Genomic DNA, 17,033 nt, shown 5'->3' with positions numbered 1-17,033 from the left:
TGCTTATTTTTTCTTCACCACCTATTTAATAAAGCCGCATACATGAATCCACTCGATACCCCCATCGGCTTTAGCAGTACTTTCTTATTCGTTCCGGCGACGCGCCCCGAGCGATTTGCTAAAGCACTTGATAGTGGTGCTGATGGTGTCATCATCGATTTAGAGGATGCAGTAGCTCAGGAAGATAAAGAATCTGCCCGCACAGCAATACGTGCAGCTTGGCCTTCATTTACTGCAGAACAAAAAAAGCGTCTGATTATTCGTTCAAATTCTCCTGGCAGTCATTTTTATGCGGCAGATCTTATCTTGGTACAAGAGTTAGATGTAGCTTGCTTACTCATTCCCAAAAGTGAGTCTCTCGATCAAATCAATGGCGCAGCACAAATCCTTCCAAACACAGCCATCATTCCAATGATTGAGACTGCCATCGGTCTTGATCGCCTCAATGAAATTGCAAACTCTGAACAAGTATTGCGCCTAGCATTAGGCAACATCGATTTGCAGGCAGACTTAGGTATGGCCTGCGACGCACAAGAGACTGAACTGCAAACTGCGCGCTTTCAGATTGTGTTGGCCTCACGCTTAGCCCAAATTGCCCCTCCAATTGATGGGGTTACTCCTTCTACTGACAATATAGAGCGCATCACCGATGATGCTGAGCGCGCTAAAAGAATGGGCTTTGGTGGCAAGCTATGCATTCATCCAAAACAGGTTTCCTTAGTGAAGGATTCCTTTATGCCTACTGCTGCGGAGGTATCTTGGGCTCATCGGGTCATCGAGGCTGACAAGGCGTCTAAAGGAGGCGCCGTGAAATTAGACGGCCGCATGATTGATCGTCCAGTTGTGCTACTGGCCCAAAGAACTCTGGCGATTGCTGGTAAACCCTAAAGCCGATAGGATTTAATAGTGGCAAAATTGGCTCGCATTACACATTAACGGAGACTTCAATGAAATTCAAAAAAACCCTCTTTGCTGGAATTGCTGCTGTTGTCAGCGCCAGTGCTTTATTGGGCAGCAATATTGCATCTGCTCAAAAGGATTGGCCTACAAAATCAGTTCAATTGGTTGTTCCATTTGCAGCTGGTGGCCCAACTGACACTATCGCACGCTTAATTGCTGTGCCCATGGGTCAGGCCTTAGGTCAAACAGTAGTGGTAGAGAACGTGCCTGGTGCTGGCGGCACAATTGCCTCCACTAAGGTGGCTCGCGCAGCTCCAGACGGCTATACCATCTATATTCATCACATGGGTATGGCAACAGCAAATGCGCTGTATGACAAGCTCCCATACGACCCAATGACTAGCTTTGAGTACATCGGCCAAGTTGCTGACGTGCCAATGGTATTGCTCGGTAAAAAAGATTTGCCAGCCAATAACTTTAAAGAGCTTGAGGCTTACATTAAAGCCAATGGTTCCAAAGTAACGATGGCTAATGCGGGTCCAGGCGCTGTGTCACAGCTATGCGGCTTGCTATTCCAAAGTCGTATGGGTGTTCGGTTAACTAATATTCCTTACAAGGGAACTGGCCCAGCTTTAACTGATCTTCTAGGCGGTCAAGTTGACCTCTTGTGCGATCAGACAACACAAACTATTCCTTACATCAAAGATGGTCGTGTGAAAGCATTCGGTACAACAACGATGAAGCGCTTACCAGCCATTCCTAACGTTCCCACTTTGAACGAACAAGGCCTCAAAGGCTTTGAAGTGAAAGTATGGCACGGTGTGTATGCTCCAAAAGGTACTCCAAAACCAGTTTTGGATAAAATCAATGCTGCACTCAAGAAGGCATTAAATACTCCTGATGTGAAGAAGCGATTGGATGATGCCAACATTGATATCGTATCAATGGATAAAGTGTCCGCCAATGGTCTCAAGGATCACCTCGATAAAGAAATCAACGTCTGGGGTCCAGTCATTCGTAAAGCGAATATTCCAGATTAATTCCGGAATAGCAGTCAACAAAAAAGCCAGCAGAAATTTGCTGGCTTTTTTGTTACCTAAAATGAACTGATCTACTGATTGACTCACTCACTACTTACCCTGCCCTAAACAAATAGCCTGACTGAGCTCTTTCACGACGCTTCTGATAAATCGCATTCGGGATTGCTAGCAGAGCCCAAACAGCCAAGAAGGGATCTAGGAGATAGTCCCAAAGATTTGCGGATTCATGCCAATGCACTGTCCACGCAATGATCGCAATAGACAGGATCCAAACACCCTTAGTCCAGCCAGCAAGGCCGCAAGCTATAGCAAAGAAGATAGTGGCGATTAAAAAGCCAATAGAGCCGTAACCCCAAACATAGGGATCGAGCATCCCAAGGCCTAGCGCTAAGGGATAAAACGCAATTGCAATCAATGCCACTGCCACTTTAAATCCCAATGGTGTCTTTTGGGCAGCAGGAAGCATGGAACTCCAAAGCAAGAGCATGGTCACAATACTGAGCTCACCAGTCACCGCACGAACATAGGCAGCCAAAGGCAATTCAAGCGACATTCCTAATGGCCAGAAAAATAGGTTTACCAGCAATAAGACTGCAAGCAGACGAATTGCAAGTGGAATTTCTTTTGAGGACATTTTTTGCGAGAGAATAATCAGCACTACCGCACAAGTAAGCGACATCTCCAGAAGAGCGATCAGCTGTAAATAGGGAGTCATCATTGCGCTTCCTTTTCTTTCAGACCGCTAGCAGCATACTTAAACCAGGCAGCTGGGAAATACACATGCTTTATCTTTGTTCTATTCCAGGTATAGGTAAGGTGCGCATCTTCACCATTCGTAGAAATTAAATACGGGTAGGAAAATTCTCGATGCTGATCATTGAGTAAAGATGCATCATCCTCGAGCACTTGCACTACCCGCCATTGAGGGGAGTTTGGTTCACGCATGACCATCACCAATCGATAGCGCCCCGTCTCGATGTTGTTCAACACCATCAATCTTGTGCCATTGGCTAAGGTAAGTGCAGCCAGTGCTGAATTGGGATTTGGAATCTCAAGATCTTTTGTTGCCGCCCAAGTTTGTCCAGCATCCTTAGTTTCACTTGTAGGGATTTGCTTTGGCTTAGAGCTAGGTCGAGTTTGGCGAAAGAAGGCGTTTGCTTCTTGCGGGCCATCAGAAAAAACTACAGGCTGAATCGCACCCCTACCCGAACTCATGCGTCGCTTATCAATCACCTGATTCGCATCGACTCTCAGAAACTCGCCGAAGCGACCAATCCACTCGTGATACGCAGGTAAGCCAAGTCGCCCATCCACAAATAGCATCGCTGGTGACTTTACTAAGGTACTGAGATTAATCAGCGGGGAGCTGATTAAACGCGCAGGCCGACCCCAAGTTAAACCCTCGTCATCTGAAATCATTGAAGAGATGGAACTGCCAGCCCAACCTCCAATGGAAACTGTGACAAAAAATAATTGCATGCGGCCATCAGCCATTCTGGCTGGAACAGGATTGCCTAACTTCGCAATGTAGCGAGACAAGCCTTTTTCAGCGCCAACGCGATCTACCACAACTGTTGGGGCACTCCATCGAGATGCCTGGGAATCAAAAACAGATGTATTAATCACTACATCTGGAGCACCTTCTCGACTACCCGCAAACCAGAAGGCTCTGACCGCACCATCCTTCAGCGCAATTAACGAGGCGGCATGCACTGAAGGTGCCCCAGTGTCTGGCAACCAATCTGTCTGTAGACTCGGCTGAATGGGCTTTACTGACACGGCACTTTTCAGCATCTTCACCTGCTTAGCACCCCTAGATACCTCTGATGCATCATCAAGTTGATTTGCATTCTGAATTGGGTAAGTACTCGCAAATGGCGCCCATAATGGACGAGTATCAATGTGGAGATAACCCAGTACCGAAGCAAGCAATAAAAAACAGAAGGCGATCACACGACTCATCGACAAGCATCCTTACCTACTAATGGCAATGCAATAGTTGCAGGAGTGGCAATTAAATATTCATTCACAAACAGGTGTTCTCCAATATGACCCCTGAGTATCGCCTGAATTTCTGCATCAGAATGGCGCGCTCGCATCTCCATCCGCTTACCCACGATCTTGCAAGAATCACACACCGCTGGCTCCATACCAATTCCTGACTGTACGGCTACTAATGGGTAATTTTTAGTCAGTAGATCAATTTGACTGGCATCCTTTGCCAAATAGCCATGCAATACTGCCCCAGGCAATAAGAGTCGATACTCTTCATCTTTGGCGCGATAGTCGCAAGGCACCCAAACATCTTTTCCAGCAAGGCCTTGAATAGTTACTTGTGAGTACCGACCCAAGCTAGCCTCGAGAGGTGATAAGCCACTAGTGAGTGCGCAATAGCAAAGAAAGCATCCTGCTAGAGCGATTGCCTTACTTCGGTTGCGATTCAATATACCAAGCAATACTAGAACTATCGCGACTCCCATAAAAAGCCAATGCCAAGGCGAGTAACTCCAGATGCCGGGCTGACCTAAGAAGTTGGATAGTTGCAAATTAGCACCCACCCAAGCAAGTGCAGCAAGTAATAGTAACTGCAGTAACAATGCAATCCGAAATCCCCATACAGGCAATCGGTCCCAATACAGTGCGATCACAGCAGCAAATGCTGGCATCACTGGAAGCAGATATCGCCCAGAGCGCTGACTTGGCAAGCTAAACACAATAAAGAAGGCTAAGACCAACAGCAGCAAAAGAGTCTCTTCAATTGATATAAAACGCCGCTCTCGCCAACATTGAATCAATGCAGAAATCAACACAAAGGTAAATAGCCCGGCATTAGCCAAAGACGTTAAAGCCAGCATCCAAACACTATCGCCACCCCGTACTAAATCTAATAAATAGTGAGAGCTGCGCGCTTGAAACTTACCGGCATTCTCACCCAGTACAAATTCTTTCCAAACCGCCTCAGGGAAAGGATCTAGCGCAAACCAAAGTGCAAACACGCCCAAAGCCAGAACGGTAATCAAGATCACTTTGTATAGGTCATGCAATAAGGTCTTAGGGATACTCCATTCACGCCAGCGCCAGTAAAACAAGCCCAAAGCAAATGCGGCAGGAACAATGTAAGCAAAAGACTTTGACAGCAAGGCCATACCAAAAGAGGCGCCTGCTAACACAGGAAACAAAAGCTTCGATTCAAAAGCGGCCTTACCCCAATATAGGAGCGCAAAAAAGGGTAGGCTTAGCCAAAATACTTCAGGGGGATCTGTCAGAAACGGACGGCCATAGCGATAAGTCGCAAAAAAGGAAAGCCATACTAAAGCTGCTAATAAGCCAGTCTGCCGTCTACCGCTAAAACGAGATACAGCCAAAAATAAGCATAGTGCGGTTAAGCCGGTATAGACAACACTGGGCCAACGCAGCGAGAAGAGTGTCCAGTCGCTTCCCCAGCTAGTACTAGCAATACCCTCCCAAAATACCAAGGGTGGCTTTGTATTTTTTATACCGTCCATCTCTGATTGAAGCGGTAACCAAGCACCAGCATCCGCTGTCATTCGGACGATATGCATATAGGGGTATTCATCCCCGTTCTTTGGCGCAAAGCGACTATCTAAACCATATAGATAGGTAAATACACCTAGAAGTAGGATGAAAATGGCATTTCGGTAGGTAAAAGAGCCTCGCATATTGCTAGTTTATAGGTCTTGGACTGGAATACTAAAACTAGCAAGGTCAATACCCTCATTTTTGGTTCTGAGCTTATTGAAAATCAATCTAAGTAAAACCACTAATCCCACCCCCATCTGATTAAGATAGAGTTCATCAGCAGTATCCTAAGAACAGTTGTATGTAAGACGGAGATTATCCCTATGCAAGTGAAGTATTTAAAACCCATTTTGGTGACTAGCGCCATGATTGGCCTGAGCCAATGGAGCGGACTTAGCTTTGCCCAAACCGCTGACCAACTATATAAACGTGGACTTGCTGCTACCTGCGCTAATTGCCACGGCACAGATGGCAAAGGCGTTGTGGATGGCGGGATGCCACTCATTAATAATCTCACTAGCGAACAAATGCTTGCCAAACTAAAGGCTTACAAATCTGGAGCCTTAGAGGGCACCATCATGCCTCAGTTAGCTAAAGGCTATTCCGACGAACAACTCACCACTATTGCCAATCAACTTGGCAAGAAACAATAAGGAGGCGCTATGGATCGTCGACATTTTATAGGTCAGAGCGCTGCAGCAGTTGGCTTGCTTGCAGGCCTTTCAAGTCAAACTACAGCAGCTAATTTACAAAAAGCAGAAATCCTCGTCATTGGCGGCGGATATGGTGGCGCTACCGCCGCTAAATATTTGAGACTCTTCTCCAATAACACCGCCAGAGTGACTCTGATTGAACCCAATACATCCTTTGTGTCCTGCCCAATGTCTAATTTGGTCATCGGTGGCTCACGTACGATCGCTGAAATTACCTCACCTTATGACACGCTCAGTAAGCGTCATGGCATCAAGATTATTCAAGATAGCGTCAGTAGCATTGATCCAGATAAAAAGACGGTGACACTCGCCTCCGGAAAAACTTTGCGCTACGACAAAGCTGTTGTGTCTCCCGGTGTCTCAATGAACTTTAAAAGCATTGAAGGCCTTACACAAGCCAATAAAGATGGTGTAACACTGCAGGCTTGGAAAGCCGGGCCAGAAACTGTTGCCTTACATAAGCAAATCGCTGCGATGCGTGAAGGTGGTACTTTTGCAATCAGCATTCCAGAAGCGCCTTATCGCTGCCCTCCTGGACCCTATGAGCGCGCATGTCAGGTAGCAAGCTATCTTCAGCAACGCAATCCTAAGGGTAAGGTCTTGATTTTGGATGCCAACCAAGATGTAGTCTCCAAAGGGGCTTTGTTCAAAAAAGTTTGGGCTGAACAATACGCCGGAATGATTGAGTACCGCCCCAAGAGCAATGTAGTTGGCGTAGATGCGAAAACCAAAACACTTAAACTCGAAGTAGAGGATGATGTGAAGGCCGACGTATTAAATGTCTTGCCGCAAATGGCTGCAGGTGAAATCGCCATTAAAACTGGATTGGCCAACTCCAATGGTCGCTGGGCGAATGTCAACTTCCTCAACTTTGAATCAACAGCACGAAAAGATATTCACGTATTAGGTGACGCGATTCAAATTGCACCGTTGATGCCCAAATCTGGTCACATGGCTAATCAACATGCCAAAGTCGCAGCAGCGGCAATCGTTGCAGAATTGAATGGCTGGGAAATCAATCCAGCGCCAGTTTTGACAAACACCTGCTATAGCTTTGTGAATAACCGAGAAGTAGTCCACGTTGCTAGCGTCCATCAATACAATGCCGCTGAAAAAACATTCAAGACCGTTCCTGGTTCTGGAGGTTTATCGCCTGCACCTTCTATTCTGGAGGGTATTTATGCTTGGGGTTGGGCGCACAACATCTGGGCAGATAGCTTGGGTTAAAAAGTATTTATGCTCATTAAAAAAGAGGCCTCGGCCTCTTTTTTAATATCTACAGCGATTTACCCATCTCAATGATTCGTTTGCGTCTTCGCTTGCTGATGAATAAGAAAGTAATCGCCACTAGTGGGGCGGCGATAGCGGCAATAATTTCTGGATGAATGGCAAGGCCGGCTTCTTTTCCGCCTTTAGCCATATAAGCCAACAAACTTACTGCATAGTACGTCAACACTAGAACGGATAGACTCTCAACTGTTTCCTGTAATCGCAATTGCAAGCGTGCTCGCTGATCCATGCTAGCTAGTAATTTTTGCGTCTGCTCTTCATTTACGAATTCAATACGCGTTCTCAAAGTTTGAGTTGTCCTTGAGATTCGGTCAGATAACTCTTTTAATCTACGCTGAGTCCAAATGCAAGTTCCCATCGCTGGCTGAAAACGTCGGTCCATAAATTCTGAGAGAGACTGCACACCCGGAATAGGCGACTCTGCTAGCTCGTAGAGATTTTTACTCAGCAATTGGCTATAAGCCTCAGATGCAGTAAAGCGCAATCCATATCCAGAGATCCATTGCTCAGCTCGAGAGGCTAGATTAGAGAGCTCACCTAAAAACTGGCCATCTTTTTCGGTATGGACCCCTGGCTCAGTTTGTAATTGAGAAATATTTTTAGATAACTCTGCTAATTCCGACTCTGCAGTTCTAAGTGGCATAGAAAGACTCTTCGCCACCGGGAAGGCAATCATAGCTGCCATTCGATAAGTTTCCGCCTCAGCAATTGCACGCGCTACACGACCAGCCTGACGTGAACCCAAAATATCGTGTGGAATAAGGTAAGAGATAAAACCATCTTCATCCAAACGTAAATCCGTCCACAACTGAGCCTTCTTACTCGATAAGATGTAACTACCCAACACGGTATTCCCACTAAAGATCGAAGATACTTCTTGAGCTTCTGTAAATAGAGGGCGATGCTCAAATGCGAGATCTAATGCAGAAATTCTTTCGCCACCGGCCTCAACAATAGTTGGGCAGCCAAGGCTTTGAAGCAATACATCTAAACTCTTTTCCAAAGCAAGGCGGGATTCCAGTAATGGTCCAGTGATTTTGACGGGATTGCGCGTAATGGCTGCAATGGTTGCAAACTCGCCATGCAACTCCCATTTAATTAACACCCTCTGCGGCTCAGGCACGAGAGTCAACATCTTAAAGGAGTGGTCCTGCTGATGATCATTGGGAATGCCTAAGGCAAGGCTGAGCTTTTGAATCCACTCAATTTGAGTCTGGCGAGAACTTGCATCAAGCAAAAAAGATTGTGAAAGCACCCGCTCATTTGGCCAAAGTGCAATAGGTGGACGCGCATGCACTTCTTCGTGCAATTGTTTTCGAGCAGGATGATCGTAAGGCTTCATAGGGTTTAGCTGGGCTCAGATAGTTGTGTTTGCACTATACGCCAACTGGATTCTCTTGAGCTTGATATGGATGAACACCCCGATTCAAGCAGTTACGGACATAGTCGATGCTGGTCCTTAAAGCGTAATAATCACCAGACATACTTTTAGAGACTTTTAACTGAAGTGCCTGGTGCTCTAGCAAATCTAACTTATTGAGGTAGTCGTCTATCACCTCTGGCAGAAAATTTTCAGTGAGCTCTTGTTCGTAGCTTTTTAGGGTGCCATACAACTTATCAATCTTTCGCTTCATTCGTTTATTACGATAGCCCGGTAAAGTGAGTAAGACAGGATATGCCACAGCACAAAATGGCAGTAATACGAAAATCAAGCGATTGATCAGTTCTGCCAACCAAAAAGGGAAATAGAGCATTAATAATGGTGAACCATTTTTTTCGTAATGCAAGGCTACAGGGCTTTGAATAAGTCCTGTATTTTTAAAGGAAGGGAATTCGCCACTCTCCGCAAAGAAGCTTGCCTTACCGTTAATCTCACGTGCAGCCTCTAAAAATAAAAATTGGAGTGCGGGATGCATTCTGTCATCAATCAACAAATTGGTGGTTGAAGCCATCAACTTAATATCTCTAGGAGGAAAATTCCGCACCAAGCTAAATGCACCCGCAGGGACATTGAGTATTTGCATATAGGGCAGCAAGCGTGCATATGCTTCAGCTCGATCAAAGGCAATTAAATGTAAGTTGGGATCCCTTAGTAATTTCTGGACATTCGGGGCCTCGTAGGCATCCACAATAAACGCTGCATCGATTGCGCCTTTTTGCAAAGCTTCAACCGATTGAGAGCCAGAGAGATGCAGAAAATGTGATCCCTCTTCAAAGCCATTGGCTTTGAGGATATGCATTGCTTGCGCATAGGTTCCACTACCCTTCAAACCAACTGACATTCTGGAATTCAGAAAGAAACTCGCACGGGCCTTAATGGCCTGGAAATCATTCACCTTAATCTCTGGACCACGATAGAACAACCAAATTGGGTCATACGAAATCGTGCCAAGAGATTCGACTCCAGCAACCTCATGAGGATTAAATGCGCCTGCTTGCACGAAGGCAGCCTGAACCGGATCATGACGATCAACTAGATGCGCCACATTTTCCTCGGCGCCCTTTGTTGGGAGCAATTCAAGAGTGATGCCTTTTTTCTCAAAAAAAGCAGCATACTTTTTTCCTAGAGTGTCGTAGGAGCCCCCGGGCTGGCCAGTTGCCATCACCACATGTCTTGGTGGTGGCGGATCGGCATACCACCAAACTCCGAGCAAGACTACCAACAGAATGACTAAGATAGGCCAAGCCTCTCTAAGGAACTGAGCAAAGTCACCCAACTTTTCCTGAGCTGTCTCGTATAGACCGAGATAGGTTTCTTTAATGTCTTGTTTGATACTTCCCATGGAAGGCCAATCAGCAAATATGTCCAAAGCTAATGATAATGTGCTTATTCCTTTCTAGAAAATACTCTATTCATGCTAACCCTCCGAAAAGCTCAAGATCGCGGCTACGCTGATCATGGCTGGCTTAAAAGCTTCCATTCCTTCTCTTTTGCGGGCTATCACGACCCCCGATTTATGTCTTGGGGCAATTTAAGGGTGATTAATGAGGATCGGGTAGCTGCAGGCATGGGTTTTGGCAAGCACGGGCACCGCAATATGGAAATCATTAGCTATGTTTTATCTGGTGAATTGGCTCACGAAGACAGTATGGGGAATATCAAGGGCATTCCACCGGGCGACGTTCAACGCATGAGCGCCGGAACTGGGGTCACCCATAGCGAGTTCAATCATGCTAAAGATCAGACCACCCACTTCCTGCAAATTTGGATAGAACCGAATGTCACGGAGATTGCACCAAGCTATGAGCAAAAATCGATTCCAATCTCAGAAAAACAAAACAAACTCTGCTTAATTGCCTCACCAGACGGATTGGGAAATGCCGTCAAGATCCATGCGGATGCCAGGGTATATGCCGGACTTTTTGATGGCCACCAAGCCCAAAAATTAGATCTCGATTTACAACGTAAGGCCTACGTGCACCTGATCAGAGGCTCTCTACTTGTCAATGGAATACCTCTGTCAAACGGAGACGCGCTACTAATAGAGAATGAAAGTAGCCTACTCATTGATGGCGGCAAAGATGCCGAGGTCCTGGTGTTCGATCTCAGCAGCCAATAAAAAAGGGTATCGACTGAGGTCAATACCCTTGCAGCTGAGCTAGATTAAATTAGTCTAGCTTAATTTTTGCTTTTTCTATTACTACTTTCCATCTCGCAATATCAGAAACATATAAATCTGTAAATTGCTGGGTAGTCATCGGTGCAATTTGTACGCCCGCCTTCACAAAACGCTCCTTCATTTCCGGAGTCTCCAAAATTTTCAAGATTGTCTTGCTAAGGGTATTGATAATCGCAGGAGGTGTTCCTGCGGGCACAAACATGCCTTGCCACAAAGCCATTTCGTAACCCTTAACGCCAGCCTCTTGAATGGTAACTAACTCTGGAGCTCCGCTAAATCGATTCTTGCTAGTAACGGCAAGTGCATTGACTTTTTCACCCTTATATAAAGGCAGCCCCACTGGCATACCAGCAAAGTAAAAATCAATTTGACCGCCCACTAAATCAGTTGCGGCTGGTGAGCCACCCTTATATGGAATATGGATTGCTTGAGTACCCGTGGTTGCCAAGAATAGCTCTCCAGCCATATGGTCGGAGTTACCAATTCCAGAGGAGCCAAAGCTCATCTTTCCAGGATCAGCTCGGAGCATAGAAATTAAATCAGCTACATTTTTAGCTTTGGAATTGGTATTCACAATCAAAATATGTGGGGTAGCAGCCACTCCGACAACGGGGAGTAAATCTTTTTGACCGTTAAAAGGTAGTCTTGGGTTTGCAGCGACGTTAATCGCTAAGCCATTTTGTGCAAATAACACGGTGTAACCATCTGGAGCACTTTTAGCAACTGCATCAGCCGCCAAACTACCTGCAGCACCACCCCTATTTTCCACAATGACTGATTGCTTCAAGGCAATACTGAGCTCATTCGCCACCATTCTCCCAACGATGTCGGTTGAGCTCCCTGGTGCATATCCAACCAACATCTTGATTGGCTTATCTGGATAGGATGCAAACGCCGTTCCCAAAACTAGCGGTAATACTAAAGAACTCAACACTATCTTTTTAATTGATTTTTTCATCATTTTTTGTCTCCTCCGGTAAGTTATAAATCTAATGCTGCAATCCCGCACTCTTTGGCGCAGTTATTCAAAGACTCTTGTAATTCGCTCGAGATCGGAATGCCATGCGCAAGTCGCTCTGCCATCACCTTTGCAGCACCATCGCCGGGTACTCGAATTTGATTCACGCCTGGCAATTTAGAGGAGGCTTTTAAATCATCGACTAAAGCAATCACTCGAGCAACAAACTGCTCCTGATCTCCAAAAGCACTTGGATCAACAGCAATGATCGTTTGACCAGTATTGGTAATTAAATCATGATGCGCATTAAAGTCAATCGTGCCTTTACCAACTGCTGCATTGTTGAGCGCGCCCGCAAGTAGACCAATCATGACAGCCAAACCATATCCCTTGTAGCCTCCAATCGGAAGTAATGATCCCTCGCTCGATTTCTGCGGGTCTGTAATAGGTTGACCATATCGATCGATCATCCAAGTATCGGGAATAGATTCACCCTTTTGGGCAGCAAGCTTGACCTTGCCATAGGCGGCGACTGTAGTCGCAATATCCAAGAGCACGATCGGCTTATCACCCGCAGGAACTGCAATCGCAATTGGATTGGTAGACAACAATAAATCAATGCCGCCCCATGGCGCCATGTGATTAGCATTACCAACCGCCATATAGATACCGATATATCCCTGTTCGGCTAGCTTTCTCACATAGACAGATGCTGCACCAGAATGATTGCCATAGTGACTACCCACCCAACAAACACTATGTTGCTTCACTTTTTCTATTGCGACATCAACAGCCCTATTCATCACCAAATGACCCAGGGCATTATCTCCATTGATCAACGCAGTTGCACCCTGCTCACGTTCAATCTGAATATGAGGGCTCAAATTAATACCGCCAGCACGAATCCGCTTAATGTAGGCAGGTAACCTGAAAATTCCGTGGCCATCAGCACCAACGAGATCGGACTGGATCATCAATTGGGCTACAAGCTTGGCATCTACCAAAGGCACATGATTAGCATGCAATGCTTGTGCAATAAATGCCTCGGCCTTAGTTACAGATAAATGTTTCATATTTGTACTTGTAATTTAATTCCCAGCATCACTCTTAAATTCCATCTTATAAGTGTATTTATTGTGAGGATGATAAGTGATGGTAACTTCAAAAAGCTTATCCTGATTATCAAAGTAACGCCGAACAATGACCAAACACGGGTCATGCAGCTTCAACCCAAGCCTCTTAGCAATATCAGCAGGCACGCTAATGGCATACACATCGACCTCAGCTCGATCAATTCGAGTGCCATACTTTTTCTCGATCTGCTCAAACACCATCACTTGGCTGTGCTCAGGCTCCGATGTCAAGAATGCGAATTGGGGAAGAATATAAATATCAGTCCAAGCAATTACTTCCTCGGTATCTCGCTGCTTTCGAATAGCTCCGATGTGATACCAAGAGGATCCGACTGCACCGCCAATCATTTCGCTTAGAGGCTTGTCGAGCTCAATAAATTCTTCAATGGTGTTTTGTCGATAGGTATTTCTTGGATAACTCAAAATATCAACAGGCGAATTAAAGCTTTGGGTAAATCTTCTCACCTTCCGTCTTGAGATCACCTGGGTTGGTGCTCCCTGACGACGCAATACCATGCCATCTCTCTCTAAGGTTTGAAGAGCATGCCTCAAGGTATGGCGACTTGCAGTGAAGCTTTTACAAAGTGCCGCTTCAGATGGCAAGTGAGACCCTACCGCCCAATCGCCCTCATAAATACGCTGAGCCAGCGCATTCGCTAGGGTCTTATAGAGCGGTAGAGATTCTTTCAACTTAGGACAGGCCAAACATTTTTTTGCCGGCTACGGGTAAGCGTGCCTTCAAGATATCGCCTGAGAGAGATTCAGTGATGTACAAATCCCTACCATCTTCGCCACCAAAGCACATGTTAGCTAAGTGATGGTGATGTGGGTTATCCGAATAAATTAAATGTGTTGGCAGCATATTGCTATCAAACCTCCAGATACCAACTCCTAAGTGGCAAACGAGCAAACCATTTTCAGAGTCCATCTCGATACCATCCGGTCCAGCAACGCCACCCGTTAACTGAATTGCAACGCCTGTTTTAGAAACAGAACCATCAGCCATCAATGGTAAACGCCAAATTTGCTGAGATCTTGTCGCTGCAACGAATACATGCTTTTCTTGCGTGTTTAAGGTGATACCGTTAGGGCTCGGTACATTAATTGCCAAACGATCTAATTGACCATTGGCGCGTAATCTAAATACTCTGCCTGTTGGATCTGCAATTCCAGTTTGACCCTGATCGGTAAAGTACAGGTCACCATTGGAAGCAAAGTGCAAATCATTCAATCCCTTGAAGTTTTCGCTATACATGGACCCTAGGATTGTTTCTACTTTTCCAGTTTTAGGATCGAGGGCCAATAAGCCTAGCTTGTAATCGCAAATAAATGCGCGGCCATCTTTGTGGAACTTCAATCCATTAGGCCAGCCATCAAATTGAGTTACCAAATCCCAGTCACCCTTCGGAGTAATTCTAAAGACGCGGCCAAAAGGGATATCCAGAAACCATAAGTTACCCTCACGGTCAAAAGAAGGGCCTTCTAAAAAGCACTCCACTTCAGCATTTTGGCGGTTAGGATCAGACCAAGCTGTGCGGGACTTCTTTCTAAACTTCCCAGGCATGGACATAAAGACTTCTGCCTTGATTTTCTCTACCGGTTGAAATGGGTTGTGCATCGTCATAGTTGATTGCTCCTGTTTGCAGTTATACGGATAGGTTTATTTAAATGATTCACAATTAAAACATAATTGGTGATAATGTACTGTAAGTATAGGCTTATGATGAGTCCAATTGATTAAAACTTAACCGTATAAGTAAGGTTTTTTATGAACTATGTTGCCGTTATTGGTACCGGAATCATGGCTGCAGGTATTGCTGCAGGGTTTCTTGCGCAAAGTATTCCCGTCGTCATTTTGGGTAGAAGTAAAGATAAAGCGGATACATGCCTAGAGAAGGCGCTGGCCCTCGCTCAGAAAATTGGAATCAATGGAGCCTACGCCAGCCAGAGCCAGGAGGCAATCAAGGCTGAACAGAAAACTGAAATCCTTGAGAGTTGGTCCAACTGGAATGGGTGTAGCTGGGTCATTGAAACCGTGGCAGAAAACCTTGCTCTAAAGCAAGAGATATTCCAATACCTTGATGAACGCGTTCCAGCGCACATTCCTATTGGTAGCAATAGCTCAGGATTCCCAATCAGCAAAATTGCTTCTGGACTTAAAACCGCCAATCGAATGATGGGGGCACATTACTTTATGCCTGCCGAAGTCGTCCCTCTAGTAGAGGTGGTCATGGGAGAGAAAACGGAGCTGGTATTTGCAGAACAAGCTTGCGCTCTATACAAAAGCATAGAGAAAAAACCGGTTTTAGTAAAAAAAGATATCCCAGGATTTTTGGCAAATCGTATTCAACATGCACTCATGCGTGAAGCCCTATCACTTGTTCAAGAGGGTATTGCCAGTCCCGAGGATATTGATGATGCCGTACGTTACAGCTTTGGCTTTCGATATGCTGCTGTTGGTCCAATGACTCAAAAAGAAATCTCAGGATGGGATGGGATGGCAAATGCAGCAAAAGAAATTTATCCCTCACTCTCCAACATCACCACCCTCCCCCCAAAGGTAGTGCAGCTAATGAGCGAAGGAAAAACAGGAATGAAATCTGGCGAAGGTTTCAGAAAGTGGACTCCAGCAGAAATACAGCAAGTTTCAGACTCCTACTCCAGGAGACTAAAGGCTGCTTTCGATGTTCTCAATATTGAATAGCCGTATATCCCTTTGCAATGGCTTCCTTTACTCGATCAAGATTTGGAACTACACCAATGCCGCTCGGTGCTAGTTGGTTCACCTCAAAACTTCCCTGCTTGGCTATCAGTGGTGTGTCACAGATATCAAACTTCAAGTACTGATTTGACATGCTAAAACCCCAATTGACTTTGCCCATTGCAAATCCTAGAGATGCAGTCGCTGCTGCCGACAGAGAAGTCTCCGCAATCTTGCACGCTAAATTGAGTGAGAGCTTATACCGCTCTAGTAACTTTGCACATTCAAGTGCCTGCATTACTCCGCCTGTTTTAATCAGCTTTAAGCTTGCTCCACTAAATGCCTTAGCCTCAATTAATTGCTCTAGCTCAGCGAGTCCATGGACCGACTCATCCAATCCAATTGGAACGGGAGAGCTTTTATTGAGCAATACAAAATCTGCCATGGCCAGCTCTGCAGAAATTAATTGTTCTGCAAATGTTAATTTGCTTGCTGACTCTGACTGGCAAAACCGAAGTGCCTCCGTCAAAGTGAGGGCGCAGTTTGCATCAACGGAAATGACATCACCCGCCAAGGCATCGCATAGCACTTTCACCCTATGCAGATCTTCATCAAGCGAGAGTGAGCCAATTTTAATTTTCCAGTGTTTAAATCCAAGCTCACGAAATGCCTTGGCATCACTAAGCTCTTTCTCCAATGAGCCACCCAACATTCTCAGCAAAGGTATGGGCTCAGGCACGGCATCTGCCAAGACACCACTGACACTGCGCAGATATCGCCATAAAGGGATAGAGCGGTCTTGCGTGTATAAATCCAACAAAGCCATCTCTAGACAAGATTTTGCTGATGTATTGGCATACAAAATTCGATTAAAAACACTTGCAAATTCGGTTGGCTCGCTCCAATCTATTGGCAATGCGTATTCCACTAAGTACTTAATGCTACCGACGAGACTATCCAAGCTTTCCCCGGTCATCAAAGGTGCGACCGAGGCCTCACCCCAGCCCTGTCGACCCTTATCGTCAGTTAGGCAGAGCAGCACCGTTTTTGCATCAACCACCATTTCACGAGACATCTTGATAGGCTCGATCAGGGGAATGGATAAGGGATAGATTTCAGCGCACGTGATTTTCATTTT

16 protein-coding genes are annotated in these 17,033 nt (G+C 45.6%); 6 read left to right on the top strand and 10 right to left on the bottom strand.

Annotated elements, in window-relative coordinates; translation table 11 throughout:
* Positions 1–42: 42 nt before the first annotated feature.
* Positions 43–888: a CoA ester lyase gene (locus ICN27_RS03440; RefSeq protein WP_216268987.1), complete on the top strand. Its 846-nt coding sequence runs from the start codon at positions 43–45 to the stop codon at positions 886–888.
* A 59-nt stretch (positions 889–947) separates the two neighbouring features.
* Positions 948–1,940, top strand: coding sequence for a tripartite tricarboxylate transporter substrate binding protein (locus ICN27_RS03435; protein WP_216268986.1), 993 nt, complete (start codon positions 948–950; stop codon positions 1,938–1,940).
* 94 nt (positions 1,941–2,034) lie between these two features.
* Here ICN27_RS03435 and ICN27_RS03430 read toward each other — a convergent pair whose 3' ends face one another.
* Genes ICN27_RS03430 through ICN27_RS03420 form a run of 3 tightly spaced genes read right to left on the bottom strand, consistent with a single transcriptional unit; the run spans position 2,035 to position 5,620 of the window.
* Positions 2,035–2,658: a hypothetical protein gene (locus ICN27_RS03430; RefSeq protein ID WP_255534967.1), complete on the bottom strand. Its 624-nt coding sequence runs from the start codon at positions 2,656–2,658 to the stop codon at positions 2,035–2,037.
* Positions 2,655–3,902 (bottom strand): exo-alpha-sialidase, encoded by a 1,248-nt coding sequence (locus ICN27_RS03425; protein WP_216268985.1) that lies wholly within the window; start codon positions 3,900–3,902, stop codon positions 2,655–2,657. The genes ICN27_RS03430 and ICN27_RS03425 overlap by 4 nt, the downstream gene beginning before the upstream one ends.
* Positions 3,899–5,620: a glycosyltransferase family 39 protein gene (locus ICN27_RS03420; protein WP_216268984.1), complete on the bottom strand. Its 1,722-nt coding sequence runs from the start codon at positions 5,618–5,620 to the stop codon at positions 3,899–3,901. Before ICN27_RS03420 ends, ICN27_RS03425 begins: the two co-directional genes overlap by 4 nt.
* 183 nt (positions 5,621–5,803) lie before the next feature.
* On the opposite strand from ICN27_RS03420, the gene ICN27_RS03415 reads away from it, so the two are divergent.
* Both ICN27_RS03415 and ICN27_RS03410 read left to right on the top strand, forming a co-directional pair.
* Positions 5,804–6,133 (top strand): c-type cytochrome, encoded by a 330-nt coding sequence (locus tag ICN27_RS03415; RefSeq protein WP_215309677.1) that lies wholly within the window; start codon positions 5,804–5,806, stop codon positions 6,131–6,133.
* A 9-nt stretch (positions 6,134–6,142) separates the two neighbouring features.
* Positions 6,143–7,420, top strand: a complete 1,278-nt coding sequence (locus tag ICN27_RS03410; RefSeq protein WP_215309675.1) for an NAD(P)/FAD-dependent oxidoreductase — start codon at positions 6,143–6,145, stop codon at positions 7,418–7,420.
* Between the two features lie 49 nt (positions 7,421–7,469).
* Here ICN27_RS03410 and ICN27_RS03405 read toward each other — a convergent pair whose 3' ends face one another.
* Positions 7,470–8,825, bottom strand: coding sequence for a DUF3422 domain-containing protein (locus tag ICN27_RS03405; protein ID WP_216268983.1), 1,356 nt, complete (start codon positions 8,823–8,825; stop codon positions 7,470–7,472).
* A gap of 34 nt (positions 8,826–8,859) precedes the next feature.
* Complete coding sequence (locus ICN27_RS03400) at positions 8,860–10,266, bottom strand: TAXI family TRAP transporter solute-binding subunit (protein ID WP_216268982.1); 1,407 nt, start codon at positions 10,264–10,266, stop codon at positions 8,860–8,862.
* A 72-nt stretch (positions 10,267–10,338) separates the two neighbouring features.
* Between ICN27_RS03400 and ICN27_RS03395 the strand changes: the two genes are divergently transcribed.
* Positions 10,339–11,043, top strand: coding sequence for a pirin family protein (locus ICN27_RS03395; RefSeq protein ID WP_216268981.1), 705 nt, complete (start codon positions 10,339–10,341; stop codon positions 11,041–11,043).
* 49 nt (positions 11,044–11,092) lie between these two features.
* On the opposite strand, the gene ICN27_RS03390 is transcribed toward ICN27_RS03395, so the two are convergent.
* Genes ICN27_RS03390 through ICN27_RS03375 form a run of 4 tightly spaced genes read right to left on the bottom strand, consistent with a single transcriptional unit; the run spans position 11,093 to position 14,818 of the window.
* Positions 11,093–12,064 carry a tripartite tricarboxylate transporter substrate binding protein gene (locus tag ICN27_RS03390; protein WP_215309668.1) on the bottom strand — a complete coding sequence of 324 codons (972 nt, stop codon included), beginning with the start codon at positions 12,062–12,064 and terminating at the stop codon, positions 11,093–11,095.
* Between the two features lie 20 nt (positions 12,065–12,084).
* Positions 12,085–13,134, bottom strand: a complete 1,050-nt coding sequence (locus ICN27_RS03385; RefSeq protein WP_216268980.1) for an Ldh family oxidoreductase — start codon at positions 13,132–13,134, stop codon at positions 12,085–12,087.
* Positions 13,135–13,149: 15 nt separating this feature from the next.
* Positions 13,150–13,884, bottom strand: a complete 735-nt coding sequence (locus ICN27_RS03380) for a GntR family transcriptional regulator (protein WP_216268979.1) — start codon at positions 13,882–13,884, stop codon at positions 13,150–13,152.
* 1 nt (position 13,885) lies between these two features.
* Positions 13,886–14,818 carry an SMP-30/gluconolactonase/LRE family protein gene (locus ICN27_RS03375; protein WP_255534963.1) on the bottom strand — a complete coding sequence of 311 codons (933 nt, stop codon included), beginning with the start codon at positions 14,816–14,818 and terminating at the stop codon, positions 13,886–13,888.
* 144 nt (positions 14,819–14,962) lie between these two features.
* On the opposite strand from ICN27_RS03375, the gene ICN27_RS03370 reads away from it, so the two are divergent.
* Entirely contained in the window at positions 14,963–15,898 is a 936-nt protein-coding gene (locus tag ICN27_RS03370; protein ID WP_216268978.1) for a 3-hydroxyacyl-CoA dehydrogenase family protein, read from the top strand.
* Here the strand turns inward: ICN27_RS03370 and ICN27_RS03365 are convergent.
* Positions 15,885–17,030: a mandelate racemase/muconate lactonizing enzyme family protein gene (locus ICN27_RS03365; RefSeq protein ID WP_216268977.1), complete on the bottom strand. Its 1,146-nt coding sequence runs from the start codon at positions 17,028–17,030 to the stop codon at positions 15,885–15,887. The two genes, ICN27_RS03370 and ICN27_RS03365, sit on opposite strands and share 14 nt — an antisense overlap.
* Positions 17,031–17,033: the final 3 nt, after the last annotated feature.

This window comes from Polynucleobacter sp. Nonnen-W13 (assembly GCF_018881735.1).
Classification (GTDB): domain Bacteria; phylum Pseudomonadota; class Gammaproteobacteria; order Burkholderiales; family Burkholderiaceae; genus Polynucleobacter.
The sequence above is the reverse complement of the archived record's forward strand: the minus strand, read 5'-3'. Positions and strand labels throughout refer to the sequence as shown.